12 protein-coding genes are annotated in these 13,058 nt (G+C 41.2%); 11 read left to right on the top strand and 1 reads right to left on the bottom strand.

Going from position 1 to position 13,058, the window contains the following annotated elements; genetic code table 11:
• Window positions 1–2 precede the first annotated feature (2 nt).
• On the bottom strand, window positions 3–686 hold the full coding sequence (locus PF327_RS03900) for a L,D-transpeptidase family protein (protein ID WP_289401440.1): 684 nt from the start codon (window positions 684–686) through the stop codon (window positions 3–5).
• Window positions 687–735: 49 nt separating this feature from the next.
• On the opposite strand from PF327_RS03900, the gene PF327_RS03895 reads away from it, so the two are divergent.
• The 11 genes from PF327_RS03895 to PF327_RS03845 all read left to right on the top strand — a co-directional run bounded on the left by PF327_RS03895 (window position 736) and on the right by PF327_RS03845 (window position 13,029).
• A complete protein-coding gene (locus PF327_RS03895; RefSeq protein ID WP_289401439.1) occupies window positions 736–2,082 on the top strand; it encodes a Na+/H+ antiporter NhaC family protein in 1,347 nt (448 codons plus the stop codon).
• Window positions 2,083–2,130: 48 nt separating this feature from the next.
• Window positions 2,131–3,183: a lipid-A-disaccharide synthase gene (lpxB, locus tag PF327_RS03890; protein WP_289401438.1), complete on the top strand. Its 1,053-nt coding sequence runs from the start codon at window positions 2,131–2,133 to the stop codon at window positions 3,181–3,183.
• A gap of 10 nt (window positions 3,184–3,193) precedes the next feature.
• A complete protein-coding gene (locus tag PF327_RS03885) occupies window positions 3,194–4,273 on the top strand; it encodes an epoxyqueuosine reductase QueH (protein ID WP_289401436.1) in 1,080 nt (359 codons plus the stop codon).
• 57 nt (window positions 4,274–4,330) lie between these two features.
• Window positions 4,331–4,780, top strand: a complete 450-nt coding sequence (gene fabZ / locus PF327_RS03880) for a 3-hydroxyacyl-ACP dehydratase FabZ (RefSeq protein ID WP_008242904.1) — start codon at window positions 4,331–4,333, stop codon at window positions 4,778–4,780.
• Between the two features lie 8 nt (window positions 4,781–4,788).
• Window positions 4,789–5,586, top strand: a complete 798-nt coding sequence (gene lpxA / locus PF327_RS03875) for an acyl-ACP--UDP-N-acetylglucosamine O-acyltransferase (RefSeq protein ID WP_008242906.1) — start codon at window positions 4,789–4,791, stop codon at window positions 5,584–5,586.
• Window positions 5,586–6,806 (top strand): ATP-dependent Clp protease ATP-binding subunit ClpX, encoded by a 1,221-nt coding sequence (gene clpX, locus PF327_RS03870; RefSeq protein ID WP_289401435.1) that lies wholly within the window; start codon window positions 5,586–5,588, stop codon window positions 6,804–6,806. Before lpxA ends, clpX begins: the two co-directional genes overlap by 1 nt.
• A gap of 24 nt (window positions 6,807–6,830) precedes the next feature.
• The gene (locus PF327_RS03865) at window positions 6,831–7,865 is read left to right on the top strand and encodes a rod shape-determining protein (protein WP_008242911.1); all 1,035 of its coding nucleotides are present in this window, start codon (window positions 6,831–6,833) and stop codon (window positions 7,863–7,865) included.
• Complete coding sequence (mreC, locus tag PF327_RS03860; protein WP_289401433.1) at window positions 7,855–8,889, top strand: rod shape-determining protein MreC; 1,035 nt, start codon at window positions 7,855–7,857, stop codon at window positions 8,887–8,889. Before PF327_RS03865 ends, mreC begins: the two co-directional genes overlap by 11 nt.
• Before the next feature lie 81 nt (window positions 8,890–8,970).
• Complete coding sequence (carB, locus tag PF327_RS03855) at window positions 8,971–12,231, top strand: carbamoyl-phosphate synthase large subunit (RefSeq protein WP_289401431.1); 3,261 nt, start codon at window positions 8,971–8,973, stop codon at window positions 12,229–12,231.
• A 1-nt stretch (window position 12,232) separates the two neighbouring features.
• Window positions 12,233–12,664 carry a Sua5/YciO/YrdC/YwlC family protein gene (locus PF327_RS03850; protein ID WP_008242929.1) on the top strand — a complete coding sequence of 144 codons (432 nt, stop codon included), beginning with the start codon at window positions 12,233–12,235 and terminating at the stop codon, window positions 12,662–12,664.
• Window positions 12,664–13,029 carry an HIT family protein gene (locus tag PF327_RS03845; protein WP_008242931.1) on the top strand — a complete coding sequence of 122 codons (366 nt, stop codon included), beginning with the start codon at window positions 12,664–12,666 and terminating at the stop codon, window positions 13,027–13,029. Before PF327_RS03850 ends, PF327_RS03845 begins: the two co-directional genes overlap by 1 nt.
• Window positions 13,030–13,058: the final 29 nt, after the last annotated feature.

Below are 13,058 nucleotides of genomic sequence, written 5' to 3'. Positions count from 1 at the left end.
GTTTATCTGATCTCTTTCCAAAGCTTTTGTACCACATCCTCAGTTCCCTGAATTAATAGAGGTTCAGCTTCAGGATCTAACCAACGTAAGACTGTTTGTATCTGCTCCTCGCTCATCACTGTACATCCGGCCGTAGGTACATCCTTAATATGAATAAAGATACATGACCCTGCCCCCTTTATAGCTCCAACTTCACCTATATGGTTATGATCCACCACAATGCCATACTTGTAGTAGTCTTTGGGGAACTTCATATGTTCTTTGCTTTTATAGTCCACATCTACTTGCGTACTGTCTACGATCTTATTATAAAATTTAGAATTGACATCATCCACACAATGATCTGTCTCTTTGTAGATTTTATAGGGGTATGCTATATGAAAAGGTGCATATCCGAATGCATGTTTGAGTTTAAAAATACCTGCAGGTGATTTCCCGTCTCCCTCTTTTTTAATGATCTGTGCATCTTTTGGTAATTCATGCAGCCCTATTCCCCATCCTAAACCGTTTCTACCCAGTTTGATATCTATCTTATTGCCTATTTTTTGCCAACCAGTCTCATGCAGTTCATAACGCTGTAGTTTTCCTGAAGGTGCAGACCACTCTTTTGTTGTTACAACCAAAAGCTGTTTGGTTTGAGCCTGTAGTGTGATAAGTATGACACATAGTGCAAGTACAATCTTCATGTGGTATAATCCTTCTATGGAATATGGAATAGTCTCAATAGCAATCCCGTTGCTTACAATCATTTTAGCTATTATAACCAAAGATGTGATCGTTTCGCTCATGGGCGGTATCTTTGCAGGTTTTTTGGTACTGAATGGATATAACCCTATAGATGCCTTCATTGCACTTTTTGATGGTATTATCTCACTTTTTTCAGAAGCCTGGATCACCAAAACCCTTCTCTTTATCGTCATGGTCGGTTCCATTATCAGATTACTTACCCTAAGCGGTGCGGTTGACAGTTTTGTAGTTTATCTGAGCCAAAGATCCAAAAAAATTGACTCACCAAAAGGGGCAATGCTGCTTGCTTATATTATCGGTGTTGTGATCTTTATAGAATCCTCTATCACTGCGCTGGTTGCTGGTACTGTGGCTAAACCTCTATGTGACAAGAATGGAGTCAGCAGAGAAAAACTTGCCTATATCTGTGATTCTACTTCTGCACCGATCTGTTCGCTCATTCCACTCAATGCATGGGGTGCCTTACTTCTAGGTCTCATCGTAACGGCCATTGACTCTCAGGTGATATCAGGAGATGGTGTCTCTTTACTAATCTCTTCTATTCCCTATAACTTTTATTCGCTCTTTACTTTAGCTATTGTTTTGGCAGTCATATTTTTAAATATAAATATGGGGCCCATCAAGGATGCTATTCCTGTACCCTACACTGTTCAAGAGAGTGAGACTAAGATCGAGGCTACACCCTACAGGATGCTTTTACCTATTTTGGTGATGGTAATGATGGTACCTGTAGGACTTTATCTGACAGGAGAAGGTGACATCTTTAAGGGTTCCGGTTCCACTTCTGTCTATTACGCTGTCATCATCACGTTGCTCTTTATCTATCTCTATTATGTCCCGACCAAAACACTCACACATAAGAACTATTTCATTGGTCTCTATGAAGGTATAGGAGATATGATACCCGTAGGATTGATCATGGTCTTTGCCCTGCTTATAGGAAACGTGATCAGTGATCTTGGCACTGCCAAATATTTGGCATATTTGCTTACGGGAAATATTTCGCCTCTGCTTATACCGCTTCTTATCTTTTTAGTCGCAAGTATCACAGCATTCTCTACAGGCACAAGCTGGGGTACATTCTCCATTATGATGCCTATTGCTTTGGCTTTGGGTGCAACGATGGAGCTGCATATCCCATTGGTCATAGCAGCAGTGATCTCCGGAGGTATATTTGGCGACCACTCCTCTCCTATCTCTGACACGACCATTATCTCATCCATGGCGGCAGGGTGTGACCATGTCGAACATGTAAGAACACAACTGCCTTATGCACTCTTGGGTGGTCTGTTGGCATCAGGTGCATTTTTACTGGCAGGATGGTTCACCGTATGAATTTATTGAAAAAAGGCAAATCATGAGCACAAAACAAGGAAATATGCAATGAAGCTTCTTGTCTCCGCCCTGGAACCCTCATCAAACCTCCACTTAAAAGAGGTTCTCAAGCATACACAGGATGTTGAGCTTCTGGGTATCTTCGATAAAAATATTAAAGAAGGTACACCGCTTTATGACATCAGCGAAATGGCTATCATGGGTGTGGTAGATGCCATCAAAAAACTTCGCTGGTTCTTTAAAGTGGCAGATGAGATGGTCGAACTCGCCAAAGAGGCAGATAAAGTCCTTTTAATGGACTCTTCAGGGTTTAACCTGCCTTTGGCTAAAAAACTGAAAGAAAAGTACCCGGATAAAGAGATCATTTACTATATCCTTCCCCAAGTATGGGCCAGCCGTCCCAAACGTGTTAAGAAGTTGGAACTCTATTGTGATAAACTGCTCGGTATACTCCCTTTTGAAATGGAGTATTACAGTTCAGATAAAGCACAGTATATCGGACATCCGCTGCTTGACGAGATAGATGTACACAGAAATGAAGAAGAGACAAAAGGATGCATTGCATTCATGCCGGGAAGCCGTAAAAGTGAAATAACCCGTCTTATGCCTATTTTTCTTGAACTGCGTAGAAAATTCCCGGAGATCCGCCCTCTGCTTGTCATTCCTCCCTCTTTTTCTAGAAACAAAATAGCCAAACTCTACAAAGGCAATCGTGAGTTTGAAATCGTACGTGATACCCATGAAGCTCTTAGACGTGCAGAGTTTGCCTTCATATGTTCAGGGACTGCCACACTCGAAGCAGCACTCATAGGTACACCTTTCACACTGGCATACATCGCAAAGAAGGTTGACTTTTTCATAGGGACAAAACTTCTAGGCATCACACAGGTAGGCTTGGCGAACATCATACTCACCCATTACAACAATACGACCTTGCACCATGAGTTACTTCAAGAAGAGGTCACAGTTGACAACTTGTTAAAAGAGTACTACAATACCGACCGTAAGATCTTCGGACAAAAAGCTGAAGAGTTAAAAACATATCTTTCTCACGGCAGTTCTCAGAATGTCGCGGAAATAATCATGTCGCAAAGGTCATAATGGAGTCATCATGCTAGTACATATCTGCTGTTCGGTCGACAGTCACTACTTTTTGCAAAAACTCCAAACGGAGTATCCTGAAGAAAAACTCACAGGATTCTTTTATGATCCAAACATTCATCCCTACTCTGAGTACTACTTACGACTTCTGGATGTAAAACGCAGTTGTAAAATGCTCGGTATTGATCTCATAGAGGGAGAGTATGATGTCGAGAACTGGCTTGAGGCTGTACGTGGCTTGGAACATGAACCTGAAAAAGGCTCACGCTGCTCTGTCTGTTTTGACAGACGTTTTGAGGTCTCTGCACAAAAAGCCAGTGAGATAGGTGAAACAAGCTTTACCTCTACACTGCTTACCAGTCCTAAAAAATCGCTCAAACAACTACAGGCAGCCGGTGATGCATTGGCTCAGAGAGAAGGCATCGCTTTTGTCGCTCCAGACTACAGAAAAGCTTCTGGTACACAGGAACAGAACATGTTAGCCAAAGAGGATGCACTCTACAGACAAGACTACTGCGGATGTATGTTCGGTCTGACTATTCAACGTGACCAACAGGATAAACTGGCAGATGAACTCTTTGTACCGCTTTCAAAACAAATACAGCCAGAATCCATAGAAGAGCGCATCGAAATGTATGAAAAGCGTTGGAAGATGGAAGAAGCAAATATCCCTCATAAGATCATCAAACAACGGTTTTTAAACTGGCGTTTGATGATGGGCTTACTGCGTGTACGTAAAGAGGTCGTTCCTGCACACTTTCTACCCTATTCTACACTCAAGGGTGAATACACAAGAGGAAAGATAGAGTACCATGTCGGTGAGGTGTATCATATGAACCGTGATGAGGTACGTTTTATCACACTTAAAGACTATAATGATCTTACTGGTACTGACTACCGGAGTGTCACAGAACTCATCTACTCCCCTCCAACATTCAGTCAAGAAGTGGAACTGCGTGCCAAACTGGGGGTCACTCCCTATGATCTCTCTGTCATCATGGTCGTCGAAGAGATACCAAGCAACAAGATTGAGATCATTTGTCAGAGCAAAACCTACAGTGACGTTAAAGAAGTATTGATAGAGCTATAAACCGATTTTTACCAACATTTAGATAAAATAATCCAATTTTAAAATAAAGGTTTATACATGCTTTATAACGTCGTGGACATTCAGAATATATTACCCCATAGATATCCGTTTTTATTAGTAGACAGAATCACTGAACTTACACCGGGTGAATATATTGAAGGTCTTAAAAATATCTCTATCTCAGAACCTGTATTTCAAGGGCATTTCCCTGGACACCCTATCTACCCTGGTGTAATGATCATTGAAGGTATGGCACAGGCTGGTGGTGTATTGGCGTTTAAAAGTATGGATCTGGCAAGCCAGGAAGAGATCGAAAATAAAGTAGTATACTTTATGAGTATCGACAATGCAAAGTTTCGTTCACCTGTGACACCGGGGGATCAACTGGTGTACAAGATCAATGTAATCAAGAATAAAGGTGCCGTATGGCAACTTGATGCAAAAGCATATGTGGATGACAAAGTGGTTGCGCAAGCTGAACTTAAAGCTATGATCGTAGATAAATAGGTCTTTTGATGTCTTTAATACATGCTTCTGCAGTCATAGAAGATGGGGCCATCCTAGGTGAGAATGTCTCTGTAGGTCCTTTTGCATACATCGGCCCGAATGTCAAGATAGGTGATAATACCACAGTGGCAACACATGCTGTGATCGAAGGCCACACCACCATAGGTAAGAATAACCGTATTTTCCCACATGCGGCCGTGGGTACGATACCGCAGGATCTAAAATTTGCCGGTGAACATGTAGAACTTATCATTGGTGATAACAATACCATCAGAGAGTTCACACTGCTCAACCCTGGTACCAAAGGCGGAGGTTCTGTCACCAGGATCGGTAACGGAAACCTACTTATGGGATATGTACACTTAGGGCATGATGTGATACTTGGAGATAACTGTATCCTTGCAAACGGTGCAACACTTGCAGGTCACGTTGAGTTAGGTAATCATGTAGTGATCGGTGGACTTACGCCTGTGCATCAGTTCGTACATATCGGTGACTATGCGATGATAGGAGGAGCCAGTGCCTTATCGCAGGATATTCCTCCTTTCTGTCTGGCTGAAGGAAATCGTGCGAACTTGAGAGGACTTAATCTTACCGGCTTGCGTAGAGCGATGGGGAGAGAAGATATCAATGCCCTCAAATCAGCCTATAGAGAACTTTTTGAAGAGGGAAAACCACTACAAGAAGTAGCACAAAGACTTTTTGAAAGTACAAGCTCTGAAAAAGTCAAACAACTTTGTGAATTTATTATGACCTCTAAAAGAGGGATTCCGTTTACACGGTCAAAAACAAATGAGGATAAATAATGACAAAAAAAACATGTAGCTTTTGTGAAGCCCAAGAGAGTGAAGAAAATCCACTCATCGCCGGTGAAAATGCCTATATTTGTTCAAACTGTGTCGTTTCTGCATATAAAATACTTTTTGGTGAAGAAGAGCAGGATGAAGCACAAACTGACATAGGAGCCCATACGCTCTATACGCCAAAAGAGTTGAACACACTGCTGGATGATTATGTCATTGGCCAAGAGAAAGCGAAGAAAACACTCTCAGTGGCTGTCTATAATCACTATAAACGTATTTTTAAAGATGATATTCAAGATGATACGCAGATCGCTAAATCAAATGTACTTCTTATCGGCCCAACGGGTTCAGGAAAAACACTGTTAGCACAAACGATCGCCAGATTTTTGAATGTGCCTATTGCTATTGCAGATGCTACAAATCTTACAGAAGCAGGGTATGTGGGTGAAGATGTTGAAAACATTCTTACAAAACTTCTTATGGCTGCTAATGGCGACCCGCAACGTGCCGAGCAAGGGATCGTCTTTATAGATGAGATTGATAAGATCGCAAGAATGGGTGAGAACCGTTCTATCACACGTGATGTTTCAGGAGAAGGTGTACAACAGGCCCTCCTTAAGCTCATTGAAGGTTCAGTAGTCAATATCCCGCCAAAAGGTGGACGTAAACATCCTAACCAAGACTTTATACAAATAGACACAACCAATATACTCTTTATCTGCGGAGGTGCATTTGATGGACTCAATGATATCCTTAGAAGAAGACTTGGAGCGAATATACTTGGTTTTGGTCAGGAAAAACGTTCCAAGAAAGAAGAGGAAAATCTTCTTCCTATGATAGAAGCAGATGATCTGGTCACCTATGGGATCATTCCTGAACTGATCGGCCGTCTCCATGTACTGGCTACACTGGGTGAGATCAGTAAAGAAGATATGGTCCGTATTTTGGTAGAACCAAAAAACTCTCTTGTCAAACAGTATCAGAAACTTTTTGAGATCGATGATGTCAAACTTACCTTTGAGGAAGATGCACTTGCACGTATTGCCCAAAAAGCGCTGGAGAGAAAAACAGGTGCACGAGGATTACGTTCTATACTTGAAGAGATACTTCTGGATATCATGTATGAGTTGTCTGAACTTAAAGGGTATGAAGTAGTGATCACCGATGAAGTCGTTGGTTCAGGTGCAAAGCCTTTGTACATAAAAGATAAAAAAACAGCATAACAGCAGTATTAAAAGGATATATGGATGTTTAAAAGATTATTAGGAATGTTCTCAAACGATCTAGCGATCGACCTAGGAACAGCAAACACTCTTGTACTAGTAAAGGGACAAGGTATCAGTATTAATGAACCTTCTGTCGTTGCTATCCAGTATGATAAGCATGGTAGAGAGAAAATTCTTGCTGTGGGTCAGGAAGCTAAAGATATGGTAGGTAAAACACCTGGAAACATTAAAGCCATTCGACCTATGAAAGACGGTGTTATCGCTGATTTCGAAGTGACTGAAATGATGATCCGTTATTTCATCGAAAAAGCACATAAAAGAAAAGGGTTCTTCTCTCCACGTATTATCATCTGTGTTCCTTATGGATTGACTCAGGTAGAAAGACGTGCCGTAAAAGATTCAGCGGAAAATGCTGGTGCAAGATATGTTTACCTGATAGAAGAACCTATGGCCGCTGCGATTGGTGCAGGTATACCTGTCAAAGATCCAAATGGTAACCTGGTAGTAGATATCGGTGGTGGTACCACTGAAATAGGTGTAACATCACTCGGTGGTCTTGTGATCTCCAAGTCTATTCGTGTGGCCGGAGATAATCTTGACCAAGCGATCATTGACTATATTAAAAAGAACTTTAACCTTCTTATCGGTGAGCGTGTGGCTGAAGAACTTAAGATCAAGATCGGAACAGCGATTCCATTACAAGAAGAGTTGACGACAACGGTACGTGGTAGGGATCAAGTGGAAGGAAGCCTTGCTTCGATAGAGATCACTTCTGAGCATATCAGAGCAGCGATGAAAGATTCTCTGGAAGAGATTGCAGAAGCATTGAAAGATGTACTTGAGCAAACACCACCGGAACTTGCCGGTGATATCGTTGAAAACGGTATTGTACTGACAGGAGGTGGTGCACTAATCAGAGGGTTGGACAAATATCTTTCTGATATCGTAAAACTTCCTGTATATATCGCTGAAGACCCTCTTCTTGCAGTTGCAAAAGGGACAGGTATTGCATTGGATGAAATAGATCTCCTTCAACAAATGGCATATGAAGACTAGACTTGTCATCATAGCCATACTGTTACTCATCCTAACAGTACTGTTATCACGAAATGATGAACGTATCTCGGATACATTTCTCAATATCATTAACCCTATCAAACAAAAATATAAAAACTTTACACAGAATTTAGAAGATAAAAGCCAAAGCTATATTTTTCAAAAAGAGTCTATCGAAAAATTGAGTAAGGAGAACCGTATTTTACGTAAACGCCTTCTCGAACAAATCCACTATATAGAACAGATCAAAGATATTTATGAAGTACTCCCGACATTAAGCCACATACCTGTAAAAAATATCTCTATTACCGATACCATATCCTATGTAAAACTGAACAGTTTTTCTCAGATCATATTGACCAAACCAAAAGGACTGGTAGAAGACAAACTTTATGGCCTGATACAAGGCAGCGTCGTTGCAGGTACGGCAATGGTCCATAACAATCAACTCTATGGTTATCTCACATCAGATAAAAAGTGTCGTTTTTCTGTGTTCATCGGTGAGACCAAAGCACCCGGTATCGCTTTGGGTCTAAAAGAGAATGAAATGATCGTCAAGTTCATACCAAAATGGCATAAGATCAAAGAAGGCGACACTGTCCTTACCTCAGGTTTGGACGGAATATTTTTTGCAGACATACCTGTAGGCCTTGTGACAAAAGTAGAAATACAGAGTTCTTATACCGTTGCACATATCAAAACCTATAGTGATATTTTCCATCCTAAAACATTTTTTCTTATCAATGATGCCAAAGCGACACTTGCAGAAAATTATGATGCTAACCGTACCAATATGGCAACAAGATACAGTACCCCCGATATCCATGTTGAACAGAGCCATTCGTCTGAGCAACTTCATGATGCTAATATAAGTAGACCTGTTGTCTCAAGTATACCAAGACGTATCGACCAGACACAAGAAGATGTGATCGAGCCAATTGACGTTCCAGAAATCGTAGAATCCTCTAAAAAAGTCAATAAGAAGAAGTCTGAAATTGGTTCAAGTAGTCTAGACCTCTTTTAAAAGCGTATTTTGCCCTCTTTTAAGGGCTTTTTCTATCAAAATCATGTATAATATCCAACTAAAAATTAAGGGTATTTCTCCATGCCAAAACGCAATGACATCAACACTATTTTACTTATTGGTTCTGGGCCTATCGTTATCGGTCAAGCTTGTGAATTTGACTATTCTGGAACGCAAGCAGCTAAAACACTCAAAGAATTAGGCTATAGAGTTGTCCTTATCAACTCTAACCCTGCTACGATCATGACAGACCCTGAGTTTGCAGACCGTACCTACGTTGAACCTATCACTCCTGAAGTCATTGATAGAATTATCAAAAAAGAAAATGTTGATGCGATCTTACCTACCATGGGTGGGCAAACTGCACTGAACGTTGCTATGGAAATGTATGAAGCTGGCATGCTTAAAGATGTGAAATTCCTTGGAGCACATCCGGATGCTATCAAAAAAGGTGAAGACAGACAACTCTTTAATGAAGCGATGATCAAAATCGGTATGGACCTACCTAAAAGTGCCAATGCATACAGTGTGGACGAAGCGATAAAAGTGGCTAAAGAGATTGGTTTCCCTGTTATCAGTAGAGCGTCATTTACGCTTGCAGGTGGTGGTTCAGGTGTTGCCTACAATATGGAAGAGTTTAAAAAACTGGCAGCAGAAGGCATTGATGCAAGTCCGATCAATGAGATTGAGATCATGGAATCGATGCTTGGCTGGAAAGAATACGAAATGGAAGTGATCAGAGACAGCCAAGACAACTGTATTATCGTATGTTCTATAGAAAACTTCGATCCTATGGGTGTACACACAGGAGACTCTATCACTATTGCCCCTGCTCTGACACTGACAGACAAAGAGTTCCAGAACATGAGAGATGCATCTTTCAAGATCTTACGAGAAGTAGGAGTAGACACGGGCGGATCAAATGTACAATTCTCTATCAATCCCGATACAGGACGTATGATCGTTATTGAAATGAACCCAAGAGTTAGCCGTTCTTCTGCACTCGCTTCAAAAGCTACAGGGTATCCTATCGCTAAAGTGGCAACACTTCTGGCTGTTGGATTTACACTCGATGAGATCACCAACGACATCACAGGAACACCGGCGAGTTTTGAACCGGTCATCGATTATGTCGTAACAAAACTTCCTAGATTTACTTTTGAAAAGTTCCCGCTTGCAGACTCTACCCTTACAACATCTATGAAATCAGTCGGTGAAGTCATGAGTATAGGAAGAACATTCAAAGAGTCTTTCCAGAAAGCACTCTGTTCACTTGAAACAGGACTGATCGGCTTTAACCCGATCAAATGTGATGGAGAAGAGCTTGTCAGAGAGATCAGACGCCCCAATGAGAACCGTATGCTTTATGTATTTGAAGGACTCAGACGTGGTATGAGTGTAGATGCGATCTTTGATCTTTGTAAAATTGACAGATGGTACCTTTACCAGCTTGAAGAGCTTGCAGAACGTGAAAAAGAGATGGATATTACCCTGCTCTCTGATGCTACACGTCTGAGACAAGTGAAAAGTGAAGGTTTCTCTGATGCTATGATCGCTGCAGTGATCAATAAAAAAGAGGGTCTGAAGCTTACAGAGAATGATATCTATAATGCCAGAGAAAAAGCCGGGGTAGTACTGGAGTATAATGAAGTAGATACCTGTGCTGCAGAGTTCAAGGCACTGACCCCTTACCTCTACTCGACAACGAATATCACCAAACTTCCTAAACAAGAACAACCAGAATCTACAGAGAAAAAAGTACTTGTGATCGGTGGTGGGCCTAACCGTATCGGTCAGGGTATTGAGTTTGATTACTGTTGTGTACATGCGTCATTTGCCATCGAAGACATGGGGATGAAATCCATCATGTATAACTGTAACCCAGAGACCGTTTCAACCGACTATGATACGTCTGATGTTCTCTACTTTGAACCGATTGATTTTGAACATGTCAGAAGTGTTATCGAACTTGAAAAACCGGATGGCGTGATCGTACACTTTGGTGGACAGACACCACTAAAACTGGCTAAAAACCTTACAGCGATCGGTGCGAACATTTCCGGAACGACTGCAAAAGTGATCGATCTTGCTGAGGATAGAGAACAGTTCTCTACTTTCATCAATGAACTTGGACTCAAACAGCCGGATAATGGTACTGCATTTGCCAAAGATGAAGCGATGGCTATCGCAAACCGTATTGGTTACCCTGTGCTTGTACGTCCGAGTTTCGTACTTGGTGGACGTGGTATGCGTACAGTCTATTCTGATGCAGAGCTAAGAGAATATATGGATGAAGCTGTAAGTGTCTCTAACGATGCGCCAGTCCTTATCGATAAATTCCTAGACAGTGCTATTGAACTTGATGTAGATGCGATCTGCGACGGAGAAGAGGTCTATATCGGATCGATCATGCAACACATTGAAGAGGCAGGTATTCACTCGGGTGACTCAGCATGTTCACTTCCTCCGGTATCTATCTCTGATGCGCTTCAAGAAGAAGTAAAAGAACAAACTGCAAAGATCGCACTTGGTCTTGGCGTAGTGGGTCTAATGAATATACAATATGCCATCCATAAAGGTGAGATCTACTTGATCGAAGTCAATCCAAGAGCATCAAGAACCGTGCCGTTTGTATCAAAGGCTACAGGTGTACCATTGGCAAAAGTAGCAACAAGAGTCATGCTACAGGGTGACCTAAGAGAAGCACTTAAGTTCTACGATACATTTAATGTCGTCAACTTCGATAAAAAGATCATGGAACCAAACCTTAAAGGCCACGTAGCTGTAAAAGAAGCGGTATTCCCATTCAATAAACTTCCAGGATCAGACCTTATCCTCGGACCAGAGATGAAATCAACGGGTGAAGTGATCGGGATCAGTGACAATTTCGGTATGTCTTTTGCAAAGAGTCAGTTTGCCAGTAAGAACAATATCCCTCTGGAAGGTAAACTTTTCATCTCACTTACGGAAATAGATAAACCTCAAGCAGGTGAGATCGGTCAAATGTTCATTGACCTTGGATTTGATATCGTTGCAACATCGGGGACACATGCAGCATTGGAAGTAGCAGGAGTTCCTTCCACGAAAGTTCTCAAGATCTCCGAAGGCCGTCCGAACATTGATGATATGATCAAAAATGAAGAGATAGCATTGGCGATCAATACTTCAGACAACAAAGCAAGTAAAGATGATGCCAAAACCATCAGACAATCGGTTCTTGCTAACCATGTAGCCTATTTCACTACATTAGCCGCAGCAAAAGCAACAGCAGCAGCTATCAAGGAACTGAAGTCGACAAGTGGTGAACTTGAGCCAAAAGCATTGCAAGATTATCTCAGTTAAAATGAATAATAAAGTTTTTTTGACACAAACCGATACGACCATCGGTTTTGTCTCGCAAAATGCTGACAAACTCACTCAGATCAAACAACGCCCTCCTCACAAATATTATATTAAAGCTGTCAACTCACTAGATACGCTCAAAACATTTACCCGTGTACCTCAAAAGCATAAAAAAAGAGTCAGAAGAGCAAAAAAAACAACCTTTATCATGCCGGATGGAGATTCCTACCGTGTGATAAAAGACAAACATCATCTCTTGCTCTTAGACCGTCTCAAATGGGCCTATACGACTTCAGCAAATCTAAGTAATGAAGCCTATGATGAATCATTCGCCAGAAAGATGGCAGATGTCATCATAGAACCGATACAAGAGAACAGACAGGCCTCAAGTATTTACAGGCTTGGGAAAAAAACACTAAGAAAGATACGTTAATGTCAGTAATATATAAAAATGAAAATATCAGGATTGAAGTAGAACAGAACGAGATCCCCTGGCTTAAGATATTTACTCAACACGCTTACAAAGAGATGAGTGAAGTGCCTAGTGAGATAAAATTAGAAATATATAACCTTTTAGACATCATAGAAAAAGAGATGCTCTCGTATTACAAACCTAAAAAAATAAATATTGCCAGTTTTGGTAATTATATGCCTCATGTACATTGGCATATCATGGCACGTTTTGAAGAGGACAGTTTTTTCCCTGAACCTATGTGGGGTACAAAACAGCGTGAAAGTAGTTTGAAGTTACCAGATTTTGAAAGATTTTGTGAAAACGTAGTTAAAGCTATAGTATAACTTATAGTATACTCGCCCTAAACGCGTTT

Origin of the sequence: Sulfurovum xiamenensis (assembly GCF_030347995.1) — a bacterium.
In the GTDB taxonomy this organism is placed as follows: domain Bacteria; phylum Campylobacterota; class Campylobacteria; order Campylobacterales; family Sulfurovaceae; genus Sulfurovum; species Sulfurovum xiamenensis.
This window is presented reverse-complemented; position numbering and strand designations above follow the sequence as displayed.

Excerpts from the sequence above, each read along its gene's own strand:
- PF327_RS03900 (WP_289401440.1), bottom strand. The coding sequence starts at position 686 with ATGAAGATTGTACTTGCACTATGTGTCATACTTATCACACTACAGGCT.
- lpxB (WP_289401438.1), top strand. The coding sequence starts at position 2,131 with ATGAAGCTTCTTGTCTCCGCCCTGGAACCCTCATCAAACCTCCACTTA.
- PF327_RS03885 (WP_289401436.1), top strand. The coding sequence starts at position 3,194 with ATGCTAGTACATATCTGCTGTTCGGTCGACAGTCACTACTTTTTGCAA.
- fabZ (WP_008242904.1), top strand. The coding sequence starts at position 4,331 with ATGCTTTATAACGTCGTGGACATTCAGAATATATTACCCCATAGATAT.
- lpxA (WP_008242906.1), top strand. The coding sequence starts at position 4,789 with ATGTCTTTAATACATGCTTCTGCAGTCATAGAAGATGGGGCCATCCTA.
- clpX (WP_289401435.1), top strand. The coding sequence starts at position 5,586 with ATGACAAAAAAAACATGTAGCTTTTGTGAAGCCCAAGAGAGTGAAGAA.
- PF327_RS03865 (WP_008242911.1), top strand. The coding sequence starts at position 6,831 with ATGTTTAAAAGATTATTAGGAATGTTCTCAAACGATCTAGCGATCGAC.
- mreC (WP_289401433.1), top strand. The coding sequence starts at position 7,855 with ATGAAGACTAGACTTGTCATCATAGCCATACTGTTACTCATCCTAACA.
- carB (WP_289401431.1), top strand. The coding sequence starts at position 8,971 with ATGCCAAAACGCAATGACATCAACACTATTTTACTTATTGGTTCTGGG.
- PF327_RS03850 (WP_008242929.1), top strand. The coding sequence starts at position 12,233 with ATGAATAATAAAGTTTTTTTGACACAAACCGATACGACCATCGGTTTT.
- PF327_RS03845 (WP_008242931.1), top strand. The coding sequence starts at position 12,664 with ATGTCAGTAATATATAAAAATGAAAATATCAGGATTGAAGTAGAACAG.